Source organism: Staphylococcus sp. HMSC62B09 (assembly GCF_001839115.1).
Taxonomy (GTDB): domain Bacteria; phylum Bacillota; class Bacilli; order Staphylococcales; family Staphylococcaceae; genus Staphylococcus; species Staphylococcus haemolyticus.
On the sequence record NZ_KV840129.1, the window covers coordinates 120,725 to 140,939 of the forward strand.

Genomic DNA, 20,215 nt, shown 5'->3' on the forward strand with positions numbered 1-20,215 from the left:
CAATACCTCCCTATTTATAACTTTTTCCAGTTGTATCAAACGGACGAACTTGCGCTTCAATCGCTTCTCTTTGTTGCTCTAAAAATGGTGGAAGTGATAATTTCTCGCCTAGCATTTCATAGGGTTCATCACCCATAAAACCAGGTCCATCAGTTGAAATTTCTAACAAAATATGACCGATTCGTGCATACAATGCTTCAAAATAAAAACGATCGACTAAACCGGAGTTTGGTATGCCTAGTTCTTGATATTTCTGTATCCAGTGTTTAATGGCCTCATGTTCTTTCACTCTAAATGATACATGATGAACTTCGCCATATCCTTGTACGGCAACTGGTCCCTCTGAATCCTTTCTTAAAATAACTTGACCACCATTACCACCTTCACCGACTTCAAGCAATGCTACATCTTCTTCATTCATAATTATTCGCATTCCATAAACATTTTCCAACAATTGTTTGAAATCCTCGAAGTAACTGACCGTAATTTCGATTGGTCCTAAGCCATAAATTGCTTTATCCTCTGGAACCGGACCATTCTTCCACGGTTTACCTGGTGAGACACCACTGTCTCCTTCATCGGATACTAATTGATAGTCTTGTCCATCCTCCTCTTGAAAAGGCAATACCTTCTTACCTAACACGTTATGAATACCATCATGTTTTATACCAAACGCTTCAAACCGCTTCATATAGTATGTTAATGCTTCATCACTTGGAACACGAAACGATGGTTTAGTAATCGAATTGATACCTTTACGTCCTTGAGAAATGCCAGGAAAATCAAAGAATGTCATATCTGTACCAGCTGTCCCCTCATCATCTGCAAAAAATGTATGATACGTTTGAATATCATCTTGGTTTACTGTTTTTTTAACTAGTCTCATACCTAGTACTTCGGTAAAAAATTTATAGTTACGTTCAGCATCATCTGTAATTGCAGTTACATGATGAATACCTAATAAATCATGTTTAGCCATATTAAAAACCTCCATTTATTTCGATTTCGAGATAATTTTCGTTATAAATAAAAGTGCACCGATTTACACTTCAGTAGATTGTGCACTTAATTTTTTGAATGCTTGTTGAATCGTTATCAATTCTTCTTCTGATAGAACTGAGAAGGCTTGTTCCAACGTTGAGGCATGTTGTGGAAATATATCTGCCATAAATTGTTGACCTTTGTCAGTAAGTGTTGCGTTATATACACGCTTATCTAATGGATCTTTATCACGTGTAATCCAACCTTTGTCTTCTAATTGGCTCACAACGTATGAAATACTACTACTCGCGATGAGCACCCTATCTCTAATACGTTGAATAGGTTGTGGACCTTTACTATAGAGCAACTCTAACACTGCAAATTCCGTCACGTTGAGCCTGTAATTCTTCACATCTTGTTGCACGATTTTTTCTAATGTATCTAATGCTCTATTTAGACCAATAAATGCTTTTAATGAATGTTCTGTGCGATCCATTTACTCACCACCTTTAATTTATTTTGATTTCGAGATAAATTGTACACGCGTTTCAATTAATCGTCAATATGTTAGCTCTATTATAATTTCAATATCTATTTATTTCTATCTTTTTTCAAAATGAAATAAGCATGAAAACGGTTGTTACAGGGAATACAAACATTGGAGGTGTCTCAAATGACCAATCAATTATTTATAAATAATGAATTTGTAGAGAGTAAATCTAGTGACACGATGGAAGTCATCAATCCTGCTACAGGAGAAGCATTTGATACCATTACTTTCGCAACTGAGGAAGAAGTTAACGAGGCAATCGAAAAATCTAAACATGCACAACTTGAATAGGAAAAAGTACCAGCACCAACACGTGCAGAGCATGTAAAATTATTAATTCCTTTATTAGAGCAAAACAAAGATGAACTTGCCAAATTGTATGTTAAAGAACAAGGTAAAACATTAGCACAAGCTGAAGGTGAAATCGATAAAGCTGTGAAATTTATTGATTATATGACAAGTTTAAGTATGCGTAATAAAGGCGAAGTACTACAAAATAGTGTATCTCATGAAATGATTCAATTAATTAAAAAGCCAATTGGTGTAACTGCAGGTATCGTCCCATGGAATGCACCAATTATGGTCTTGATGCGTAAAGTGATTCCAGCACTAGTAACGGGATGCTCAATCGTCATTAAACCAAGTGAAGAAACAACATTATTAACGTTAAGATTGGCTGAGCTATTCCGTGCTTCAACGATTCCAGCCGGTTTAATTCAAATTGTACCAGGCACTGGTGAAGCTGTGGGTACACAGCTTGCCACACATAAAGATGTACAACTCATTTCTTTAACAGGAAGTATGCGTGCTGGTAAAGCCGTTTATAAAAATGCAGCAGATGCAGTAAAAAAAGTGAACCTTGAATTAGGTGGTAACGCGCCTGTCTTGGTTACACCTCATGCAAACCTAGACAAAGCAGTGGACTACATTGTCACAGCACGAATAAATAATGCTGGTCAGGTATGTACTTGTCCAGAACGTATCTTTGTTCACGAAGATGTTCATGATGACTTTGTGAGCAAGGCTAAACAACGTATGAGCGACTTACAAGTCGGGGACCCATTAGACGACAATACCGACTATGGTGCTATTATCAATCAAACTCAATTGGACAGTATTGATAACAAAGTGCAAGAAGCCATTAAAAATGGTGCAGACTTAGTCTTAGGCGGTCATAAATTAAATCGCGCTGGTTTCTTCTATGAACCTACAATTCTTGATAATGTAAAAAAAGATGACAGTGCCTTTAAAGAGGAAATTTTTGGCCCTGTTCTAGCAATTACAACTTATAATGATTTCGATGAAGCAATTGATGCCGCAAACGATACAAATGCAGGTTTATCTTCTTATATCTTTTCAGAGAATTTAAAAGAAGTGATGGAAGCTACAGAACGTTTAAAATTCGGTGAAGTTTACGCTAATTGCGAAGCAGAAGAAGTTGTTAATGGTTACCATGCTGGTTGGAGAGAATCAGGTTTAGGTGGAGCAGATGGTATTCATGGTTTCGAAGAATACTACAATACAACGGTGAGCTATATTAGATATGAATAAATTGGTATAAAAATATCCCCATCTCCTAATAAAAGGATTGGGGATATTTTTTATTTATTCAATGCTTTATCCAACGCTTTAATATTCTTTTTCATGATTGATTGGAAAGTTAAATCTTTGTCGTTAGCTTGTTCTTTAGATAGCACAGACAAATTATTAAAACTTACTGGTTCTGCATTGGTTTCACCACTAATAACATCAGTTATCTTTGAAGTGATATTCTGTTCGTAAAGGATATAAGGTTGCTTCGATTGATTGATTTGTTTAATAAGCGCAAGAATATCCATTTGACTAGGCTCTTCGTTATTCATACCACTGACACCCTCTTGTTGAAAGTGATAACGCTCTGCTAAATAACCTAATGAATCGTGAGAGATAGTTACTTTTTCTCTTTTAGGATTTTTAGTAATTGTTTTCAAATTATTGTCTAAATCTGTTAAATCCTGATTCAATTTCTTAAAATTTTGTTCATAATATGCTTTGTGTTGAGGATCTCTTTTAACTAAATCATTCTTTATTTTTTCTGCAAAATGCTTGTCTAGGACTGGGTCGAGCCAAACATGTGGGTCGTGACTTTCCTCTTCATGACTATGATGCTGGTCGTGATCTTCATGATCATGGTCTTCTTCAAGCAATGTATGATGATTTAAATCAGCTGCAACTGCTAATTTCATATCATCGTTGGTCATTGATTGCGTAATCGTCTTAGCCACTGGATCTAAGTCGTCACTTGAATATATAAATAGATCACTTTTAGCAATATTAATCATATCTCTCTGAGTTGGTTCATATGAATGGGTGTCTGCACCTGGAGGATAAATCGTATCCACATTGACATATTTGCCACCTATTTGTTTGGTGAAACTTTCAAATGCAAATACTGTAGTATAGATATTTATTTTATTATTGGTTGAAACATCTTTCTTTTTCGCATCCGAATATTGCCCTGTGCTACAAGCTGATAAAGCAATACTAATACACAGGACGATAATGAGATAGCCAATCCTCTTCACACAGAACCCTCCAAAACGTAATAAATTCGTTTTTAACTATATCTTTAATAATGTAATAATGCAATATCTATGTTTATTATTATATTTGAGGTTTAATATTTAATTTTAAAATGTTTTAGATTTCTTCAAAAGTGATAGATATTGATATGACATTATTAAAGGAGTGACGTTTTATGGCACAAGAAATCAAAAAAGGTAATCAACAATTTTATGTTGGCGAAGATGAACAAAATGCTCAAGCTGTCATTACGTTTAAACAAGTAGATAATAATGAAATCGATATTGACCATACTGGTGTCGCTGATGAATTAGGTGGACAAGGTCTAGGAAAACAATTAGTTGAAGCTGTCGTTAATTATGCACGTGAAAACAACTTAAAAATCATCGCATCTTGCCCATTTGCGAAAGACGTTCTAGAGAAAAATGATGATTATCAAGATGTTTATTTAGGATAATCTATTTCATATTTGTTGGCTTACAATTTGAAGTTAACTGAAATGTTTTACAGAATTAGCTTTTAGACTTGAATGAGGTTTATAGTACACCTTTATTACATTAGTCTAAAAGCTTTTTTGTATGCTTTTAAAGTTTTAAAGCAACTGCCTTGATTAATTTAATGATTAGTAGTATATTTATTATACTTAATATAAATAATAAATAAAGATGACTTATTCATCTTAGGAGGCACTACATTATGAATGCATTTCACACTACTGAAGCAACACAAGTTACTAATATTACATTAAACGTTGAAGACTTAAATAAAATGTCAAACTTTTATAAAAATATACTAGGATTTTCAATTAAAGAACAAGACGACAATCATGTCATCTTTAATGTTGGTGCTAATGGTCATACATTAACACTACAATATTTAGAAGATGGTCGCCGTCCTGGGTTTAGAGAAGCCGGTTTATTTCATGTCGCTTATTTACTTCCTACACGCACAGATTTAGCAAACTTTTTATTCCACGCTAGTCGTTTAAATGTGCCTGTAGGTGGTGGAGATCATCTTGTAAGTGAAGCGTTATACTTTAATGATCCAGAAGGTAACGGCATTGAAGTATATCAAGATCGTCCATATGAAAGTTGGCAATGGGATGGTAATTTTGTAAAAATGGATACACTTGCAGTAGATGCAGATGATTTAATTGCACAACGTACTGAAGAAGGTTGGAACGGTTGGCCTGCTGATGGCAAAATTGGACATTTACATCTTAAAACACACGATATCGGGCAAGCACGTGACTTTTATGTGGAACAAATAGGTTTAGAACATATTTCTAATTTCCCACAAGCTTTGTTCATGTCTACTCAAAAATATCATCATCATATCGCTACTAATGTATGGCAATCCAACCAAGCTAGAACAGATAACGAGACTACTTATGGCTTAGTTCATTTCGATATATATAAACCAAATGCTAAAGAAGAACATATTACATCTCCTGAAGGCTTTGATATTACAGTTCACAGTGATACAAGTGTCGTTCCAGGATAATATGGTTAATATTTGGCATCGTTTATAAAACATGTCATTTTAAATAGATTGGGGGCGGGACAGAAATAATATTTTTCCAAAATTTATTTCTGTCCCGCCCCGATAACAAGTTTGTCTTGGATTAAAAAGAAGCTTGCTACAAGTGTATTTTTAATTCAGTCAACTACTGCCAATATATATTTGTAGCCTGAGACATTGATTTATGTCCCAGGCTTAATCTTAAATTTTTATTCCTCGACAAGTTTTCTATACTTTCTTACTGTATCAAAGTCACTATCTTTTGCTTTTTCATAGCCTTGATGCCCATAAATATCTGTAAGTATTTTCTTACCTTTTTCAGATTTACTAATATCTAAAAAAGCATTACTGATTTTCGTTTTCCACTGTTTACTCATATCACCACGCACAGAAATCGTATCATTTGGTATCTTATCCGTGCGATAAATCACTTTAGTGTCTTTATATATTTTGGGATAATCTTGCTTTAAATCAGCACGTGCATCTTGATATGTAGCTACATCATCCACATCACCGTTTAAGAAGGCTATCAATGCTTGATCATGCCCTTTAATTTGAGCAATTTTGATATCACTCTGATTAACATTAACTTTATTAAGCTTGCCATTGGATAAATATATCCCGAAGTAGATTCTGGGTCTTGTAAGCCTACTTTAGCCCCTTTTAAATCTTTTAACTTATGTAAATGACTGTCTTTACGAACTATGATTTGTGAGCGATAATAATCGACTAATTTATTAGTTGTATTACCTTTATCATCTACTAAATAGCCTTTGGATTTCAACAGTACATCTGCAACACCTTTATCATGTGCGATGGTATAAGACACTGGTGAAATAAATGCAACATCCACTTTCTTTGATCTTAAAGCTTCTACCATTGCATTATAGTTAGTTGCCACATGTACTTTAACTGGAAGACCTAATCCCTTTGACAACTGTTGCTGTAACGGTTTCACTTTAGCGTTCAACGTTTTTGAATTTTGGGATGGTACAAATCCTACTTTTAATTCTTTTGGTTCATGGTCTTTCGAATGTTTCTCATCATGTTTAGAACAACCACTCAGGGTGAGTACTAATATTATAAAACTAATTAATAGTACTTGTAATTTTTTCATCATTTTTCCCTTTGCAAAATATAGATTTTAAAGACTTAAATTGTATTATAACTTATTTAATTTAAAAAAGTCTCAATCTATCAATTTCTAAATAAAACTTCTACAATATGTAATTTGTAACTATATCATATGCGCTTATCTTTTAAACTCATAAAAAAAGCTATCTGCAAAGTCTCGGCTTTGCAGATAGCTCACATTCAATTTAAATGATATTCATTTTTTATTTATAAACTAACTATCTTAGTATAATCCTTTTGTTTGATTGCTAGTATCAATGAAGATATTTTTAACTTGTTGATAGTTTTTAATAGCGTCTTTATAAATTTCACGACCGATACCAGATTTTTTATATCCACCGAATGGCGCACCAGCTGGGAATTGGTTATAAGTGTTAATCCAAATACGACCAGTTCTCATTGCTTTAGCAACATTTAATGCACGGTTAATATTAGTAGTAAAGATACCACCAGCTAAGCCGTATTCTGAATCATTCGCAATTTTAATTGCTTCAGCTTCATCTTCAAATTTTTCTACTACTACAACTGGTCCGAAAATTTCTTCTTGTGCTAATTGATGACTATTTTCTTTAATTTCGATGATTGTAGGCTCGAAGAAGTATCCTTTGTCACGTCCATTATCTGTTAAGCGATGACCACCTGTTAAGATATTAGCATTTGAATCTTCTTCAGCAATTTTTACGTAGCTTTCAATTTTTTCAAGTTGTTCTGGGCCAGTTTGAGCACTCATTTTAACGTCTTCAGCAAATGGGTCGCCCACTTTGATATTTTCGAAAGCTTCTTTTAATTTAGGCATTACTTTATCATAGATTGAAGATTGTACTAATAAACGTGAACCAGCACTACATACTTCACCTTGGTTGAATAAAATACCTAATTGTGCACCTTCAACAACTTGATCTAAGTTTGCATCGTCAAAGATGATATTAGCACTTTTACCACCTAGTTCTAATGTAGTTGGAACGATACGTTCAGCACCTGCTTTCGCAACGCCGTAACCAACGTCTGTTGATCCTGTAAATGATAATTTGTTTACACCTTCATGATTGAAGATTGCATCACCTGATTCTGAACCTTTACCAGTTAATACATTTACGACACCTTTAGGTAATACTTCTTGGAAAATCTTCGCAAGTTCAATTAATGATAATGGTGTAGAAGAAGATGGCTGAATTACAATTGTATTACCCGCAGCTAATGCTGGTGCTAATTTCCATGACGCTAATAAAATTGGGAAGTTCCATGCAACTACAGCACCAACAACACCTACTGGTTCATTGACAACTAAACTCATTGTATTCTCATCAATTTCATTGACTGAACCTTCGTCTGTTGTTAATACACTCGCAAAATATTTAAATTGATTTGCTGTTAATGGCACATCAATTGTTGACGTTTCTCGATAAGGCTTGCCATTTTGTAACGATTCAATTGTCGCGAAGTGTTCCACTTTTTCATGAATTCGACGACTAATTTCTAATAAATAGTCCGCACGTTCTTCTTTAGATGTTTTACTCCAACTGTCAAAAGCATCTTGCGCAGCTTGTACTGCTTTATCAACATCAGATTTACTTGCTTTAGCTACTTTAGCTAAATCTTCACTATTCGCAGGATTGGTTACAGTTAACGTGTCTCCACTTTCGCTTGCTTGAAATTCACCATTGATAAATAAACCGTATTGTTCCTCTATGAAATCTCTAACGTTTACTTTTGCCATTTTTCATCATCCCTTTATATAAATTTATGAAAAACCTTATGTGCGTTGTGTTTATATCGAAATGCAAGCGTTTACTTAAGACTGCTATTATTTTACCTTATTCACATTTTTAAATACACTAACTTGCTTATAATATTTTTCCGTGTATTAAGCTCTTTAAACATCATTAATTCTAGTTATAGAATCTATCACTTATGGATAATATAAAAGAGAGTCTTTGCTCTCCTTTTTGATTCTATATTAAATCCATTCAATAACATCTTCAGCGGGTTGACGAACTTTATCTTTTGGTTCTTCTTTTCGATAACCAAATGCAACCATAACAGATGGTGCGAAATGTTCTGTATCGATAACATTTTCTTCAGCTAAGATTTCAGTAACTTTATCTAAATCAAATCCTTCCATAGGACATGAATCAATTCCTAATAATGCTGCAGTGGTCATCATGTTAGATAATGCAATGTAAGTTTGTTTACTTGCCCAGTCTAATAATGTTCGCTCATTATCGTTAATATGGAAATTCGTTTGGAAATTATTAAATTTATCTTCAACTGCTGGAATCGTACTTTCTTCGTATTTTTTAATATCTCGAATTATATGTTGTACGTATTCTGAATCTGCAGTGACATTTTTGCGTGCAAGAATAATAACGAAACGACTCGCTGTATTTAATTGCTTTTGTGCTCCCCTACTATATGGTTTTAATTTTTCTTTTAAATCTTCATTCTCAATAACAACAAAACGCCAAGGTTCTAATCCTAGTGAACTAGGTGATAAACGACCTGTTTCTAATATTGTGTGGAAGTCTGAGTCACTGACTTTCTTTTTAGGATCAAATTCCTTTGTTGCATGTCTAAAATTAAAAGCATTGATTATTGTCTCTTGCATTGAACTCATGAAATATATCCTCCTTAGATAGTACTAATTTGATTATAAAGTACATTTCCTTTAGCCTAAAGTTATACGCTTACAAAAGTTATCATTAAAAAATAAATGAAAATTTACTATTTTTGTGCGAATTTTTAACAATCAGAAAAATAAATTTCGTATTTCCTATTGATTTGTGAATAAATTCACAATATAATATATTTGTAAGTTAAGTAATAGAGATGTTTCAAATCATTATTCCTATTAATATTCACATTTCTATAGACAACTTAAGAAAACTTATTTATTAATTATAAATTCATACAAAATGAAGTGAGGTTATTAAAATGACAAAAATTATGTTTTATGGAACTCGTGATTACGAGAAAAATGACGCTTTAAACTGGGGTAAAGCGAACAATGTTGAAGTTGTTACAACTGAAGAAATTTTAAGTGAAGACACAGTTGATTTAGCTAAAGGTTTCGATGGTGTTACTACAATGCAATTTGGTAAATTAGCAGACTCTGTTTATCCTAAACTTGAAGAATATGGTATTAAACAAATTGCTCAACGTACTGCTGGTTTCGACATGTACGATTTAGAGTTAGCTAAAAAACATGGCATTATCATTTCAAATGTACCTAGTTATTCACCAGAAACTATTGCTGAATATTCAGTTTCTGTCGCTTTACAATTAGTTCGTCGCTTCCCTGCGATTGAAAAACGTGTTCAAGAACATAATTTCAAATGGGCTGCACCTATCATGTCTACACCTGTTAAAAACATGACTGTTGCGATTATCGGTACAGGTCGTATTGGTGCTGCAACTGGTAAAATTTATGCTGGTTTTGGTGCAAAAGTAGTAGGCTATGATGCATATCCAAACAACTCATTAGATTTCTTAGAATATAAAGATTCAGTTGAAGAAGCAATTGCTGATGCTGATATCATTTCATTACATGTTCCAGCGAATAAAGAAAGTTTCCACTTATTCGATGCAGATATGTTCTCTAAAGTTAAAAAAGGCGCTGTATTAGTAAATGCAGCTCGTGGTGCTGTTATTGATACACCAGCTTTAATTAATGCTGTAAATGATGGTACTTTATATGGTGCTGCCATTGACACATATGAAAATGAAGCTGATTACTTCACATATGACTGGACAGGTAAAGAGATCGAAGATGAAACGTTATTAGAATTAATTAAACATGAAAACATTTTGGTCACTCCACATATCGCATTCTTCTCTGATGAAGCTGTGAGAAATTTAGTTGAAGGCGGATTAAACGCAGCATTATCAGTTATTAATACTGGTAAATGTGAAACTCAATTAAACTAAGATATGTGTTTAATAAATAAAAAGGAGAATTCTCAAAATTGAGAGTTCTCCTTTTTTAAGCTATTTCAATACTTCTTGCTCGATAATCTGTAATACCCCTTGCTCATCATTACTTGGAGCAACTGCCTTGGCAACTTCAAATAGTGTTTCATCATGACTATTAGCCATTACATAACTGTGCTCCGCTAATTCAAGCATGTCCTTATCATTGTTAGCATCACCAAATGCCATCAAATCAGAAGTAGACATATGCCACTCATCCATTAAACGTTGAAGCGCTTGTCCTTTTGTCATATTAGGCATAATAATGTCAATACTATCATGTCCACTCGATACGAGTTTAATAGTATTGCTAAATTTTTCCTCCAAATCAGTATCAAGTGTTGAGTGCATATCTCGATTAATATTTAACGCAATCTTAACATATTCATCATCCGGTAATGGTTGAAAAGAATCAATTTCCTCCAACTGATGATAATAGAAATGCGCATCTTCCTTAAATGTTTCACTCGTGTCTTTCAATATATAGGCACTCTTTAATCCGCAAACAATAAATTCTTTAATATTTCTATCAATATTTAAATAATCAACAACTTCTTTGTAGTCTGTTTGATTGAAGCTACGATAATTATATAAATCTTTGCCTCTGTAAATAACTGCACCATTTTCAGAAATAAAGAACATATCTCTTTCTCCGAATATAGATTGTAATTTAGCAAATTGATTTCCACTTGCAGCAATGAATTCTATATTGCGTTCTTTCAATGCTTTAAATATCTTCTCAAAACGGTCTTTATCATAATTCTTCTTAGAATCTAAAAATGTACCATCCATATCTACTGCAATAGCTTTAACCATGTGCAATCCCCCTAGTCCGTTGTATTCACATTTATTATATATGTCATCTAATTAGGGTTGTAGTTCACACTAACATGATGAAACTATATTCACATTCTGAAATTAAATACAATTAATAAAAATAACATGATTATTTCTAATGCTAAATTTAAAGGAGTGACACAAGATCTACATTGGATGTCTTGTATCACTCCTAATGACTTAGCATTTATGTTTTATGTAACGATTGGTGTTTATTATTTATTTAACTTGTTTCGCCACAAAGATTTTACGTTTTTCCCAAATACCGGTTTGCTCATTGTAATCGTCACAAGTAATTAATGTTAATTGATTCTTTTCACCTTTGTGTTCGTCCAATACTTCAACTTCGTCTGGATTAACATCACGTATACTAGTCATTTTATATTCGCGTGTTTCTTTTCCTATCTTGAAGTATACTTTGCTACCTTTTTTAGCTGCTTTTAAGTTTGTGAATTGGTAATGTGGTCTATCGGTAAATGTATGACCTGCGATTGATATATTTTGATCACTTAGCGATTCATCTTTCTCAGCGAAACTTACACCACGATTTAACTGTTCTGGTGTCGCTGGTCCAGGATACACGGGTTCTTTAATCTCTGCATCTGGCACTGATATATACCCTGCCATTTTAGTTTTATCCTTAGGAATGGTTGGTGTTTGTTTATTGCTAGACTTATCCTGTTTATCATATTGTTCTATTTTGTTGTCGTTATCTTTTTCATGTAAATAATTATCGATATGTGGTTTAGCAAATAGATACACTGCTACTAAGATGAGTATGACACCAAGTATCGTCATCAATCGATTAATCCAATTCTTCATTATGTATTACTCCTTTAACGTGACTTTCTTAGGTCATAGTATATCATGTTTATTTCGTAAGTTTAATTTAATTTATCGTGTCATATTTAATTACATATAGTTGCAACAATTGAAATCTCGTTTTAAACTGATACAAACTTAGAAAAGTAGGTACCATAATGATTAGAAAAGCAAAAATTGAAGATTTACCGGCAATACTATCAATCTATAATGATGCAATATTGCATACTACAGCTGTTTACACATACGATATTCAAACTTTAGATGAACGTAAAGCTTGGTTTGACATGAAGAATAAAGCAAATGAACCTATATTTGTATTTGAACAAGCTGGCAAGGCTGTTGGTTTTGCAACTTACGGTCAATTTAGAAACTGGCCGGCTTACTTATATTCTATTGAACATTCGATTTACGTAGATAAATCAACTCGAGGCAAAGGCATTGCTTCTCAATTATTACAACATCTTATTGAAGATGCCAGAACTAGAAATTATCGTACTATTGTAGCTGGTATCGATGCTTACAATGATAGCAGCATCAAATTACATGAAAAGTTTAACTTCAAACATGCAGGTACCATTCAAAATGTTGGCTACAAATTTGATAGCTGGTTAGATCTTGCTTTTTACCAATATGATTTGCATGACAAATAAAAAAAGTAAGTGAGCCCCTTTTACTCACTTACTTTTCTTTTATCGTCTTTTTCAAAAAAGTCTTCCTTCTCATGAAAGAATTCTTTCTTAAATAAAGTTTCTATTTGTTTCCTCTTTTTCTCCGCAATTACAAAACCCACATAATAAAACAGGAATACAATAATCATACTTAGTGACATCGATTGTAATAAGAGATTCTCCCATGTTCCCTCAACTGTCCATAACTGTGTAATGGTTGTGTTAGTCACGAATATAAAAAAGATGATACATAACCTTAGCATATCATCATCCCCTTTTCGGCTATTTTAAACGTATTAGTGAAATTTTGCAATAACTTTTTTAAATTTTCTGATAAATAAATGGAAGTAGAACATATCTGATGTTTTCTCAAAGTTTATTTCGTTTTAACCCCAGCTATCTTAGCTTGTAGAATTTCTTTATGAAATTCTCTTTGCTGGGGCCCCAAACCCCAGCTTGCTTAGCTTGTAGAATTTCTTTATGAATTTCTCTTTGCTGGGGCCCCGACTAGATTTAAAAATACTTGATTCAAGTGCATTTTCAAACCAGATAGCTACTGCCAAAATGATAAATCTGTCATAAGTATTAAAAAAGCCATTCTTAAATGTCATATTGACATTCAAGAATGGCTTCTAATTTCAATTATATTATGAAAAGCTATTAACTTCAGCTTCACCAAAGATTTTACGTTTAATTGCTTCTCCTGTTGGTGTACCTGCTAAACCACCAAGTCCTGTTTCTCTTAATTCAGCTGGTAAGCCACGTCCTACTTTATCCATAGCTTCAATAACTTCATCTACTGGAATTCTACTTTCAACACCAGCTAATGCTAAGTCTGCAGAAATTAATGCATTACCAGAACCAATTGCATTACGCATTACACATGGAATCTCTACTAAACCTGCTACTGGGTCACAAACTAGACCAAGTAAATTACTAATCGCTAATGCCATAGCGTGTCCAGATGCTTCCGGTTCGCCACCGAAGATTGATACTGCAGCTGCTGCTGCCATTGCTGAAGCTGAACCTACTTCTGCTTGGCAACCTCCTGTAGCACCTGCAACACTTGCATTGTTAGCAACAACGCGACCAAATAATGATGAAACGAATAAGAAATCAATCATTTGTTCTTCTGTAAGGTCATGTGTTTTTTCTAATTTAAATAATACGCCCGGAATCGTTCCGGAGGATCCAGCTGTTGGAGTTGCACAAATGATACCCATAGCTGCGTTTACTTCATTAGTAGCAACCGCACCTTTAACTGCTTCAACCATTTCATGTCCTGATAAGGCATGATTATTCTCGTTATATTTAGCAAGTTTAATGGCATCTTGGCCAGTATAACCTGTTACACTTTTAACACCTTCGCCAGTTGATCCTTTAATTACGGCATCTCTCATGACGTCTAAATTTTGTTTCATTGTTTCTCTAACTTCGTCACGCGTCTTGCCTGAAAGTTCCATCTCTTCTTGAATCATAATATCTGCAAAAGACATTTTATTTTCGACTGCGTAGTCTATAGTTTCTCTAATTGAATCAAACATCTTTAATCCCCCTCTATTTAATATAGGATATATTTAAGTGACTATATTTTTCTTTAATTTGATCTAACGTTGATTCAGATAATGCTTTGTTTAGTGGTAATACTGCTAAACTAAAATTATCGCCCGTTTGTGTCATTTCCTCTTTAATGTCTGCACCAAGTTCATTCACATCATTGATAAAGTGATTAACTTCTGATTTATTTGCCGCTCCATCCATTTCTAAGATAGGTAAACCATAGTTAAAATCAATGTCTAGTCCTTCTACACTGATGCGTTTTAATTTAATCGTACCGCCACCAATTGAGTTACCAATTACTTCGATGTGACGACCATTTCCTTCTGCAACAAGATACGCACAGTTAGGATGCTCACCAATACTGTCGCCTTCTTCTTCGATAATATTTACTTCAATGTTTTGATCTTTAGCGATTGCTAATGAACTCTTAATACGACTATCGAATGTGCTATAGCCCATTGCACCACCAACGATAGCTAAATCTGTACCGTGTCCTTGATGAGTTTGAGCAAAGGATTCGTAATAATGAATTGTTAATTTATCTGGCTGCATACCACCTAATACTGCATAAGCAGCGTTGCCAATTTTAACTGCACCTGCTGTATGAGAACTTGAAGGTCCCATCATTACAGGGCCAATAATATCAAATGCACTTTGATAATCGTAGCTTTTTTTAGTAGCCATAATTAAACACTCTCCTTAGGTTGTTTCTGTTTGCTAGGCAATTTTATGCTCATATTCATTAGGTTGAATTTTTTAATTAACGTACTGAAGATAAATGCTAATACCACACTTACAACTGCAACGACGATGATTGTAATTATTGATTTTGTAGCATCGTTAAATCCGAATAAGACGATTGCACCTGCAATTGGTGTTGCCATACCTTTAACACCGATTACGAGTCCGCTGAATGTAACGATACAAGCGTTTACAACACCAATAATTGCGTTCGTACCATATAATTGTAGAGGGTATTTTGCGATTAAATCGATTTGTGTTAATGGTTCAACAAATACTGCGAATGCTTTTGATTTACTTCCGCCAATATTAAGTCTGCTAAATAATACATAGTTAACAAATGATGCACCAGTACATGTTAAAGCACCGATAGCCATTGGTATACCAGTTAGTCCTAATAAGCTAGTTAATACCATTGAACTTAGTGGTGTCATACCCGTTACTGGAATTACTAATCCTAAAATAATTGCTAATGCGTATGGATTGTTGTCTCCTACTGATGTAACTGCACCACCGATTTGAGTTAATACAGCCATAACCCCTGGGCTAATAACTGTAGCTAAGCCAAATACAAGTGCTGGAGCAATTAAAATCACAGCAATTAAGTCCAACCCTTCTGGGACTTTTTTCTCGATAAATTTAATACCGAATGAAATAATATACGCTGCTATAAATGCTGGTAATAATTTAAAGTCGTGTAATACTAGTCCTATGATTACGGCAAAAACAGGTGAGATGCCCATTTTCAAGCCAGTTAAGATACCTACTGCAACACCTGCAAGGCTGCCTGCCAAATCTCCTATTGTTTGTAAAAACTCGATATGGAATACGCCACCAATAGCGTAACTTAGAAATGCTTGTGGTAAGAAAGTTGCACAAGCAGCTCCTGATAAAGCTTGTAGTCCTTGTTTACCGTATGGCGCAAAGTTTAAGAATAACGTCATAACGATAAGCACTAATACGAGTGTTCCTACTCCTAAAATGATATTCATTCCCCAAAACCTCTTTCTATTTATTTAACAACCATAGTCATAGTACACCCTGGAGAAAACGATTTCAATGCATATTCAAAGACAAAAAAATAAAATTGTGAAATAAAACACATTTAGAGAATTATTGAGGTTAAACTATTTTTAGTTTTAAATTTTTTGAAAAGAAATAAATAATATGTGTTATTTTACACTAATATGAACTGCTTTGTAAACCTTTTCAACAGCGTATTTATTAGTTGAAATTTCGGGTAAATTGTATACATTTCTTTGTTGATATTTTCACTTTAACGTGACAACTAATCTTTACATAACACAATGCTCACATTTGAAATTGTTGCAAAATTAAAACGATTTAGTTTTTAACATAATAAAACTGGAACAACCATTGCTGCTCCAGTTTATTATCATTGAATTAATCTTCAATTTTTAATAATGCTTCAGTTAATTGATGCGTATGACGGTAAATATCTTTATATACTTTATAATATGCTTCATATTGTGCGTGTCTTTTAGCATCTGGTTCAAATGTTTGAGCAATATCTATAAACTTATCTACACATTCATCGAAACTTTCGAACCATTTCAGTCCATATGCTGCAATCATCGCAGCGCCCATACTAGGACCCTCTTCGTGTTTTAACTTTCTTATTGTAGCATTAAAGATATCTGCTTGCATCTGCAACCAAAATGAACTTTTCGCACCGCCACCAATTGAAGTAATATGCGTAATCTCTTTACCAGCTTCTCGCATTAATTGTATAGAGTCATATAAAGAGAAAGTAATACCCTCTAATACTGCTCTAGCAAAATCTGCCTTATTATGGCTACCACTAATACCAATAAAACTGCCTCTTATAAAAGCATCTCCATGTGGAGTACGTTCGCCTGATAAATAAGGTGCGAATAATAAGTGGTTAGAACCAATTGTTGAGGTACTTGCTTGTTTAACGATATCGTCAAAGCTTTCATGTTCAAAGAACGTTTGTTTAAGCCAATTTAAACTGTAACCTGCTGCTAAGGTTACGCCCATAGCATAGAATGTTTGTGGAACGCTATGATCAAAGAAATGTATGTTGTTCTTGTATTCAGTGTAGCCTTTGCTTTCAACATTAAGTACAACACCTGATGTCCCGATACTACAAAGCGTATCGTTACCATTAATGATTCCTGCACCAATGGCACCACATGCGTTATCTCCACCACCAGCATAAACCTTCACAGGAGCTTTGAAACCAAGCTCTCGTTCTAATTCTGAACGTACTACTCCAACTTCCTCTGTTGAACGTACTAAAGGTGGATAAATATCTCCGATGCCTAATCGTTCACCTAGATCTCTAGTCCAATCATGTGTTTTTGGACTTAATAGTAATGTACTGGCTGCATCAGAATATTCCATGTGAATATGACCTGTTAAACAATAGCGTACGTAATCCTTAGGCAATACGAAGACACTTACTTGTTCCCAAAGTGATGGCTCATTTTGTTTCATCCAAAGCATTTTTGGAAGTGTGAATCCTTCAAGAATAGGATTGCCATTCAATCTTTCACCATATACTTCTTTGATTTGCGCACATTGTTCAGAGTTACGGGTATCATTCCACAGAATGGCATGACGTACAGGTTTATGTTCGCTATTCAATGGCACTAAACCATGCATTTGTCCTGAGAACGAGATCCCTTTGACAGTATAATTCGCCATTTCAGGCACTTCATTAATATATTTAATACCTTTCTTAACCGCTTTAAACCATTCTTCAGGATCTTGCTCACTATAACCGGCACGATCTTGTATCAACGTTAAAGGTTCACTCGTTGAAGCAATTACTTCTCCTTGTCGATTAACAGCTATGATTTTAACTGCACTCGTACCTAAGTCTATTCCTAATACTACATCTTCCATAACCATTCCACCTTGTCCATCATTATAAGAGGCGCTCATCTTACATATCATGTAAACAATTCAATATATATTTATTTTATATAATTTTAATATTAAATTCTATAACCCATATATTTATCATATCGATTTTAATGATAATTTCAATAGTAAACTATGATTTCAATTCTTTTCACTTTATTCCTATTTAGAAAAGGGAGTTGGACAGAAATAACATTTTCTCAAAATTTATTCCGTTGTCCTACCCCGTCAAAGATGACTAGGTTTGAAAAAAGCTTGATTCAAGCGCATTTTCAAATCAGTCATCTACTGACAAAATAATAAAGTAGGCTGAGACATTTTATTTTGTCCCAGCCTACTTTATTATTTTGCTTTTGCCAAACCATTATCTATTACCAACATCTTGACCGATTTCAACAGTTTGATTATTTTTATTATATATTGCACCTTGAACACTACCAAAGTTTGCGTCATTACGTTTTTCTTTAACACCATATCCCATACTCTTGAATGTATTGATATCTTCATCACTTGTCGCATTCTCATAATAAACTGTACCACCATCGTTATAAAAACGTGGTTTATCAATAGATTCTTGTAGGGAACCGTCACCTCTTAAATAGTCAATCAACACTTCATTTAAGATGGTAGGAATTTTGTTCCCACCTGGTGTACCAATACCCATATAGAAATCCGGACCAACAACAATGGATGGTGATGTATAAGAACGTGGTGCTTTATGTTTTCCACCATAGTTCGGACTATTAGGATCACTTGAGAAATTTGTTAAAGAGTTGTTCATATAGAAACCTTGTTTAACAAATTTACCTGAACCAAAGAAACTAGATAATGTATTTGTAGTACTAGCAAGCTTACCATTCTTATCAATGACAACAAAATGAGTTGTACTCGTCGTATCTAATGACGTATCAAAATCACTATTCATTTCATTGCCGCCACTATTTACATTATTTAAATTGTCTAATAAATAATTTTCCGATAAGTGTGAGTCGTTATTCGCTTCCTGACCATTAACAATATCTCTATTTCGGTACATTACATCACGTGATTTAATAATGCCATTGATATAATCTGTTCTATCATTATTTGAATTGGCACTTTCATCAATTTTTAAACCTTGTAACATTAAAACCCCACCTAAAGGATTTGATGCAGAGTATATTGTATTATTTAAATATTTAGTTGATACTGGTTTCTTTTCTTCAGTTTTAAATGTTGAAAAGTCTTTCTCAACTAATTCACTATCGATTTGTTTAGATACACTCTTAGCAATATCCTTATAGAAATATTTAGGCCCCTTATCTCTAATACCTTTAAGTGTTTTAGCTAAAGCGGGCTGTTTAACTACATCGCCTTCACGTACTGTACGTTTTCCTTTGAAGAAAGGTGAATTTCGATCGATATCAGAACCGTAGATTTTCAAACTACGCTCTAATTCTGAATCAACTTCGAAGCCATCCTCGGCTAATGGCACTACGTAACTAAAAATTTTCTTCTCATCCATTTTACCTTCTCGTTGATGCATATCATGCATACCTTGCACAAATCCAGGTGTACCAATTTCATCGCCTTTCTTATAATTATAAGAAGATAGCGTTTTATATTCGTACATCTTTGGTTCTTCGCCTTCATTACCGTTATATGTAAGCGTGGCACCGCCGCCGCCTAAGCCTGACGAATGCGGTTCTGATACCGCTAGCGCATAAGAAACACCCATAGCTGCGTCTACTGCATTACCGCCATCTTCAATAATTTTATTACCGACACGCGTGGCAATCGCATTATTAGATGCTACGCCATATTTTTTATTACTGCCAGATGATTTATGATCTGCAATTTTATTTTCGAATAATGTATCTTTATCAGGTCTGTCTTCTTTATTAAAGTAGTAAAAGACAAATGATATTAAAATGGTGATAACTAAAATGACTGATAATGTCACTTTACTATAAATATTCAT

At 33.9% G+C, this 20,215-nt stretch carries 16 protein-coding genes and 3 pseudogenes; 5 read left to right on the forward strand and 14 right to left on the reverse strand.

The window, feature by feature from the left end; genetic code table 11:
• Positions 1-10 precede the first annotated feature (10 nt).
• Together HMPREF3265_RS05635 and HMPREF3265_RS05640 are read right to left on the reverse strand one after the other, a co-directional pair.
• Positions 11-979, reverse strand: coding sequence for a ring-cleaving dioxygenase MhqE (locus HMPREF3265_RS05635; RefSeq protein WP_070678722.1), 969 nt, complete (start codon positions 977-979; stop codon positions 11-13).
• A 63-nt stretch (positions 980-1,042) separates the two neighbouring features.
• Positions 1,043-1,477, reverse strand: coding sequence for a MarR family transcriptional regulator MhqR (locus HMPREF3265_RS05640; RefSeq protein ID WP_037538921.1), 435 nt, complete (start codon positions 1,475-1,477; stop codon positions 1,043-1,045).
• Positions 1,478-1,654: 177 nt separating this feature from the next.
• On the opposite strand from HMPREF3265_RS05640, the pseudogene aldA reads away from it, so the two are divergent.
• Positions 1,655-3,082, forward strand: a pseudogene (aldA, locus tag HMPREF3265_RS05645) (aldehyde dehydrogenase).
• Between the two features lie 50 nt (positions 3,083-3,132).
• On the opposite strand, the gene HMPREF3265_RS05650 reads toward aldA, so the two are convergent.
• Complete coding sequence (locus HMPREF3265_RS05650) at positions 3,133-4,095, reverse strand: metal ABC transporter solute-binding protein, Zn/Mn family (RefSeq protein ID WP_070861130.1); 963 nt, start codon at positions 4,093-4,095, stop codon at positions 3,133-3,135.
• Positions 4,096-4,268: 173 nt separating this feature from the next.
• Here HMPREF3265_RS05650 and HMPREF3265_RS05655 point away from each other — a divergent pair, with 173 nt between their 5' ends.
• Together HMPREF3265_RS05655 and HMPREF3265_RS05660 are read left to right on the forward strand one after the other, a co-directional pair.
• Entirely contained in the window at positions 4,269-4,550 is a 282-nt protein-coding gene (locus HMPREF3265_RS05655; RefSeq protein ID WP_011274875.1) for a GNAT family N-acetyltransferase, read from the forward strand.
• A gap of 239 nt (positions 4,551-4,789) precedes the next feature.
• Positions 4,790-5,596, forward strand: a complete 807-nt coding sequence (locus HMPREF3265_RS05660) for a VOC family protein (RefSeq protein ID WP_011274874.1) — start codon at positions 4,790-4,792, stop codon at positions 5,594-5,596.
• 227 nt (positions 5,597-5,823) lie between these two features.
• Here HMPREF3265_RS05660 and HMPREF3265_RS05665 read toward each other — a convergent pair.
• From HMPREF3265_RS05665 to HMPREF3265_RS05675, 3 genes and pseudogenes are all read right to left on the reverse strand, one after another.
• Positions 5,824-6,731, reverse strand: a pseudogene (locus tag HMPREF3265_RS05665) (phosphate/phosphite/phosphonate ABC transporter substrate-binding protein).
• A 240-nt stretch (positions 6,732-6,971) separates the two neighbouring features.
• Positions 6,972-8,465: an aldehyde dehydrogenase family protein gene (locus HMPREF3265_RS05670; protein WP_070861131.1), complete on the reverse strand. Its 1,494-nt coding sequence runs from the start codon at positions 8,463-8,465 to the stop codon at positions 6,972-6,974.
• Positions 8,466-8,705: 240 nt separating this feature from the next.
• The gene (locus tag HMPREF3265_RS05675) at positions 8,706-9,362 is read right to left on the reverse strand and encodes an NAD(P)H-dependent oxidoreductase (protein WP_070861132.1); all 657 of its coding nucleotides are present in this window, start codon (positions 9,360-9,362) and stop codon (positions 8,706-8,708) included.
• A 317-nt stretch (positions 9,363-9,679) separates the two neighbouring features.
• On the opposite strand from HMPREF3265_RS05675, the gene HMPREF3265_RS05680 reads away from it, so the two are divergent.
• Positions 9,680-10,672, forward strand: coding sequence for a D-lactate dehydrogenase (locus tag HMPREF3265_RS05680; RefSeq protein ID WP_070441593.1), 993 nt, complete (start codon positions 9,680-9,682; stop codon positions 10,670-10,672).
• Positions 10,673-10,732: 60 nt separating this feature from the next.
• Here HMPREF3265_RS05680 and HMPREF3265_RS05685 read toward each other — a convergent pair whose 3' ends face one another.
• Together HMPREF3265_RS05685 and srtA are read right to left on the reverse strand one after the other, a co-directional pair.
• Positions 10,733-11,530 (reverse strand): Cof-type HAD-IIB family hydrolase, encoded by a 798-nt coding sequence (locus HMPREF3265_RS05685; protein WP_070678727.1) that lies wholly within the window; start codon positions 11,528-11,530, stop codon positions 10,733-10,735.
• A 240-nt stretch (positions 11,531-11,770) separates the two neighbouring features.
• The gene (gene srtA / locus HMPREF3265_RS05690) at positions 11,771-12,373 is read right to left on the reverse strand and encodes a class A sortase SrtA (RefSeq protein ID WP_053025326.1); all 603 of its coding nucleotides are present in this window, start codon (positions 12,371-12,373) and stop codon (positions 11,771-11,773) included.
• 158 nt (positions 12,374-12,531) lie between these two features.
• Between srtA and HMPREF3265_RS05695 the strand changes: the two genes are divergently transcribed.
• The gene (locus tag HMPREF3265_RS05695; protein ID WP_070861133.1) at positions 12,532-13,026 is read left to right on the forward strand and encodes a GNAT family N-acetyltransferase; all 495 of its coding nucleotides are present in this window, start codon (positions 12,532-12,534) and stop codon (positions 13,024-13,026) included.
• Positions 13,027-13,139: 113 nt separating this feature from the next.
• Here the strand turns inward: HMPREF3265_RS05695 and HMPREF3265_RS05700 are convergent.
• The 6 genes and pseudogenes from HMPREF3265_RS05700 to HMPREF3265_RS05725 all read right to left on the reverse strand — a co-directional run.
• A pseudogene (locus HMPREF3265_RS05700) lies at positions 13,140-13,307 on the reverse strand (hypothetical protein); the annotation flags it as partial.
• 384 nt (positions 13,308-13,691) lie between these two features.
• Positions 13,692-14,588: an L-serine ammonia-lyase, iron-sulfur-dependent, subunit alpha gene (sdaAA, locus tag HMPREF3265_RS05705; protein WP_011274864.1), complete on the reverse strand. Its 897-nt coding sequence runs from the start codon at positions 14,586-14,588 to the stop codon at positions 13,692-13,694.
• A gap of 13 nt (positions 14,589-14,601) precedes the next feature.
• Complete coding sequence (locus tag HMPREF3265_RS05710) at positions 14,602-15,288, reverse strand: serine dehydratase beta chain (protein WP_011274863.1); 687 nt, start codon at positions 15,286-15,288, stop codon at positions 14,602-14,604.
• Positions 15,289-15,290: 2 nt separating this feature from the next.
• Positions 15,291-16,337 carry a PTS sugar transporter subunit IIC gene (locus HMPREF3265_RS05715; protein ID WP_070581886.1) on the reverse strand — a complete coding sequence of 349 codons (1,047 nt, stop codon included), beginning with the start codon at positions 16,335-16,337 and terminating at the stop codon, positions 15,291-15,293.
• Positions 16,338-16,749: 412 nt separating this feature from the next.
• Positions 16,750-18,237, reverse strand: a complete 1,488-nt coding sequence (xylB, locus tag HMPREF3265_RS05720) for a xylulokinase (protein ID WP_070581884.1) — start codon at positions 18,235-18,237, stop codon at positions 16,750-16,752.
• A 382-nt stretch (positions 18,238-18,619) separates the two neighbouring features.
• On the reverse strand, positions 18,620-20,215 hold the full coding sequence (locus HMPREF3265_RS05725; RefSeq protein WP_070581882.1) for a gamma-glutamyltransferase: 1,596 nt from the start codon (positions 20,213-20,215) through the stop codon (positions 18,620-18,622).

Coding starts and splice junctions, on each gene's coding strand:
- HMPREF3265_RS05715 (WP_070581886.1), bottom strand. CDS start 16,337: ATGAATATCATTTTAGGAGTAGGAACACTCGTATTAGTGCTTATCGTT.
- HMPREF3265_RS05675 (WP_070861132.1), bottom strand. CDS start 9,362: ATGAGTTCAATGCAAGAGACAATAATCAATGCTTTTAATTTTAGACAT.
- xylB (WP_070581884.1), bottom strand. CDS start 18,237: ATGGAAGATGTAGTATTAGGAATAGACTTAGGTACGAGTGCAGTTAAA.
- HMPREF3265_RS05660 (WP_011274874.1), top strand. CDS start 4,790: ATGAATGCATTTCACACTACTGAAGCAACACAAGTTACTAATATTACA.
- HMPREF3265_RS05670 (WP_070861131.1), bottom strand. CDS start 8,465: ATGGCAAAAGTAAACGTTAGAGATTTCATAGAGGAACAATACGGTTTA.
- srtA (WP_053025326.1), bottom strand. CDS start 12,373: ATGAAGAATTGGATTAATCGATTGATGACGATACTTGGTGTCATACTC.
- HMPREF3265_RS05725 (WP_070581882.1), bottom strand. CDS start 20,215: ATGAATATTTATAGTAAAGTGACATTATCAGTCATTTTAGTTATCACC.
- HMPREF3265_RS05685 (WP_070678727.1), bottom strand. CDS start 11,530: ATGGTTAAAGCTATTGCAGTAGATATGGATGGTACATTTTTAGATTCT.
- HMPREF3265_RS05710 (WP_011274863.1), bottom strand. CDS start 15,288: ATGGCTACTAAAAAAAGCTACGATTATCAAAGTGCATTTGATATTATT.
- HMPREF3265_RS05655 (WP_011274875.1), top strand. CDS start 4,269: ATGGCACAAGAAATCAAAAAAGGTAATCAACAATTTTATGTTGGCGAA.
- HMPREF3265_RS05635 (WP_070678722.1), bottom strand. CDS start 979: ATGGCTAAACATGATTTATTAGGTATTCATCATGTAACTGCAATTACA.
- sdaAA (WP_011274864.1), bottom strand. CDS start 14,588: ATGTTTGATTCAATTAGAGAAACTATAGACTACGCAGTCGAAAATAAA.
- HMPREF3265_RS05640 (WP_037538921.1), bottom strand. CDS start 1,477: ATGGATCGCACAGAACATTCATTAAAAGCATTTATTGGTCTAAATAGA.
- HMPREF3265_RS05695 (WP_070861133.1), top strand. CDS start 12,532: ATGATTAGAAAAGCAAAAATTGAAGATTTACCGGCAATACTATCAATC.
- HMPREF3265_RS05680 (WP_070441593.1), top strand. CDS start 9,680: ATGACAAAAATTATGTTTTATGGAACTCGTGATTACGAGAAAAATGAC.